This window comes from Dietzia sp. SLG310A2-38A2, from assembly GCF_014145095.1.
In the GTDB taxonomy this organism is placed as follows: Bacteria; Actinomycetota; Actinomycetes; order Mycobacteriales; family Mycobacteriaceae; genus Dietzia.
This window is the reverse complement of sequence record NZ_JAALDX010000313.1, coordinates 1-3,367: the sequence shown is the minus strand read 5'-3', so window position 1 is coordinate 3,367 and position 3,367 is coordinate 1. Positions and strand designations below refer to the sequence as shown.

The following is a 3,367-nucleotide window of genomic DNA, read 5'->3' as shown; positions in this document are numbered from 1 at the left end:
CGCGACCGATCCCGAACCCGCGACCGATCCCGACCCCGTGCCTGATCCCGCCATCAGCCCCGCCCCCTCCGGGCCCGGGAGTCCGGGCCGCTCGGGAGTTCACGCTAGGGGTGCGGCCGGGCCGGATCAGGCCCGCGAGAGGGGTCGGTGGATAGATTGGACGACCATCCACAGGCTCAGTCCAGGACGCGGCGGACCGTCTGCCGGCCGTGCGCATGACGCCGAACCGGGCGTAGGCTCCGGCGAGCGACTCGTCGGCCGCGCCCGCCACCACCACGTCACCGGCGCCGGATCAACGGGCGCGGACGGCACGTCAGGTTCCCACTCTCCGGGCTCAGAGCAGGTCGGTCTGTTCTGCGTACCGGCTGCCGGCGTACATGCGCACCATCACCGCGACGATCCCGGCGCCGAACACAGCCAACCCGCCGAACAGGAACTCCTCCGGCATGCGCTGGCCCGGCGTCTCGGCGGCACGCACGATCCCCACCTGCATCGCCACCAGCAGCGCCAGGGTGACCACCGTAATCAGCCACAGATCCTCACGCAGCAGCCGCTCGAACCGGCGAAGCCTCGGCGCGGTGGCCGTCCACCACTCCTTGTGGGGTCCGTTGATGAACTCAGGCGCCCGGAGAACGATGAGGGTGGTCAGCAGCGGGAGAGGCAGCACCATCAGCAGGGGCAACAGCGCCGAGAACGCCAGAGCGCCGGCCTTGCTGGACCAGCCGTCAGGCTCGCCGCCCGAACCGAAGTGAATGGGAACGCGCTCCGGCAAGACCACCACCTGCCAGGCCAGCACCGCCAGCCAGACCACAACGGTGGCCACGACCAGGATCAGGATCCAGGGGCTGGTCGGTTCCTTCGGCAGGGCGCGGGCCTCCTCGGCAACCGAATTCGTCGTCGTCATACAGCGGAGCCTCCCGACCCGGCGGCGGCGTGGCGCACGTCCTACGTCACCACCGTCACACGCGAGGCGGCCTCGCGGGCCCGCTCGCGCGCGGTCTCCACGTCCTCCGCGGTGGCCACGGCCACGCCCATGCGGCGGAACTCGCTGGCCGAGGGCTTACCGAACAGTCGCAGATCGGACTCCGGCACCGCTAGCGCGCGAGCCACTCCCTCGAACCCGACCCCCTCGGTCGTCCCGCCCGCGGGGCCGTTCTCGCCGTCCCCCCCGATGCCGGCACCGCCGTAGATCACCGCCGACGCGCCCGGGCTCGACATGGTGGTGACCACCGGCAGGCCCAACACGGCCCGCGCGTGCATGTCGAACTCGCTGAGCACCTGACTGCGCAGCGTCACCAGGCCGGTGTCGTGCGGCCGCGGGCTGACCTCGGAGAAGTAGACGTCCACTCCCTGCACGAACAGCTCCACCCCGAACACCCCGACTCCGCCGAGCGCGCCGGTCACGCGCGCTGCCACCGAGCGCGCCGAGTCGTAGGCGTCCTGCGTCATGGCCTGCGGTTGCCAGGATTCGACGTAGTCGCCGCGCTCCTGACGGTGACCGATCGGTTCGCAGAAGTCGGTGCGGATCGTGCCGGTGGCCGGGTCCACGCTGCGGACAGTGAGCAGGGTGATCTCGTACTCGAAGTCCACGAACGACTCCACGATCACGCGCGCCCCCGTCACCCGCGCACCGGACTGGGCGTAAGTCCACGCCGCCTCCACGTCCTCGGGGCCGTGGAGGGAGGATTGTCCCTTTCCCGACGACGACATCGTGGGCTTGACCAGGCACGGGAACCCGATCTGGGCGCACGCCTCCTGCAGCTCCTCGTGCGACGAGGCAAACGCGTAGCGGCTCGTGGGCAGGCCCAGTTCCTCGGCTGCCAGGCGCCGGATGCCCTCGCGATCCATGGTCAGCTGCACGGCCCGGGCCGTGGGCACGACGCGGGCCAGGCCGTCCTGCTCGATCTGCGCCAGCGCGGGGGTGGCGATCGCCTCGATCTCCGGCAGGATCACCTGCGGCTTCTCGAGCTCCACCACCCGGCGCACCTCGTCGGCGTCGGTCATGTCGATCGTGTGGCTGCGGTGGGCGACCTGGTGGGCGGGTGCGCCGGCGTACCGGTCCACCGCGATCACCTCGACACCCAGGCGTTGCAGCGCGATCGTGACCTCCTTGCCCAGCTCGCCGGAGCCCAGCAGCATCACGCGGGTCGCGTCCGGCGTGCCCGGAGTACCGAAGCGGTCGACGACTGGCGGGGCGAGGGGATCGTGCGCTGCGGTCATGGCGCCCACGCTAGTAGACCTGCGCTGCCGGGCTCTATCGCGTGCTCCCCCGCTCCCGCGGACCGGCAGGCGATAACGTGTGTGCAAAGCCACACGAAAGGGCACACCTGTGACCACTGCCTCCCCCGGCCCCCTGGCCGGCATCCGCGTCGTCGAACTCAACGGCATCGGCCCCGGCCCCCACGCCTGCATGATGCTCGCCGACCTGGGCGCCGACGTCGTGACCGTCATGCGCCCCGGCGAACTCGCCAAGTCCGCTGACGGCTGGGCGCACATCACCCGGCGGGGCCGGACCGTGGTGGAGGCCAACCTCAAGAGCGAGGACGGGTTGGCACAGGTGCGGGGTCTGATCGCCCAGGCCGACGTTCTGGTCGAGGGCTTCCGCCCCGGGGTCACCGAGCGAATGGGCCTCGGACCCGATGAGTGCCTCGAGTCCAACCCGCGGCTCGTGTACGCCCGGATGACCGGCTGGGGCCAGCACGGCCCGCTCGCGCACACCGCCGGCCACGACCTCAACTACATCTCGCTCACCGGGCATCTCAACGCCACCGCCCGCAAGGGCGAGCGCCCGGTGCCGCCGCTCAACCTGGTCGGCGACTTCGGCGGCGGCTCGATGTTCCTCATCCAGGGTATCCTCGCCGCGATCATCGAGCGCGCCACCTCCGGCAAGGGCCAGGTCATCGACACCGCCATGACCGACGGCGCCTCCGTGCTGGGCCAGTTCCAGTGGGCGATGCGGGCCCGAGACCAGTGGTCGGATGTCGCCGGGACCAACATGCTCGACACCGGGTTCCCGTTCTACGACGTCTACACCTGTTCAGACGGCAGGTTCATGGCCGTGGGCTGCCTCGAGCCGCAGTTCTATGCGGAGTTCGCGCGGCTGATGGGGATCGACGGCGAAGGCATGCCCGGACAGTTCGACATGGACCGCTGGGATGAACTGCGCGAGATCATCGCCGGGAAGTTCGCCGAGAAGCCCCGCGACGAGTGGGCGGAGCTCTTCTACGGCACCGACGCCTGCACCACCCCGGTGCTGACCTACACCGAGGCGCTGTCCCATCCCCATCTGACGGCGAGGGAGACCTTCGTCGAGGTCGGCGGAGACATGGGGCCGGCGCCCGCGCCGCGCTTCTCGCGCACTCCGGCG

Annotated in this window: 3 protein-coding genes; 1 reads left to right on the top strand and 2 read right to left on the bottom strand. The window is 70.8% G+C overall.

Translation table 11 applies throughout. From position 1 onward, the window contains the following. Positions 1 to 334 precede the first annotated feature (334 nt). Positions 335 to 904 (bottom strand): DUF1648 domain-containing protein, encoded by a 570-nt coding sequence (locus G6027_RS11545; protein ID WP_182637312.1) that lies wholly within the window; start codon positions 902 to 904, stop codon positions 335 to 337. Between the two features lie 41 nt (positions 905 to 945). Next, positions 946 to 2,220, bottom strand: coding sequence for a formate-dependent phosphoribosylglycinamide formyltransferase (purT, locus tag G6027_RS11540; RefSeq protein ID WP_182637311.1), 1,275 nt, complete (start codon positions 2,218 to 2,220; stop codon positions 946 to 948). Positions 2,221 to 2,329: 109 nt separating this feature from the next. Here purT and G6027_RS11535 point away from each other — a divergent pair. Further along, on the top strand, positions 2,330 to 3,367 hold a 1,038-nt coding region (locus G6027_RS11535; RefSeq protein ID WP_182637310.1), incomplete at its 3' end, for a CoA transferase.

What these genes read in the sequence shown, in the direction of transcription:
- G6027_RS11545 (WP_182637312.1), bottom strand. Translation starts at nt 904, where the DNA reads ATGACGACGACGAATTCGGTTGCCGAGGAGGCCCGCGCCCTGCCGAAG.
- purT (WP_182637311.1), bottom strand. Translation starts at nt 2,220, where the DNA reads ATGACCGCAGCGCACGATCCCCTCGCCCCGCCAGTCGTCGACCGCTTC.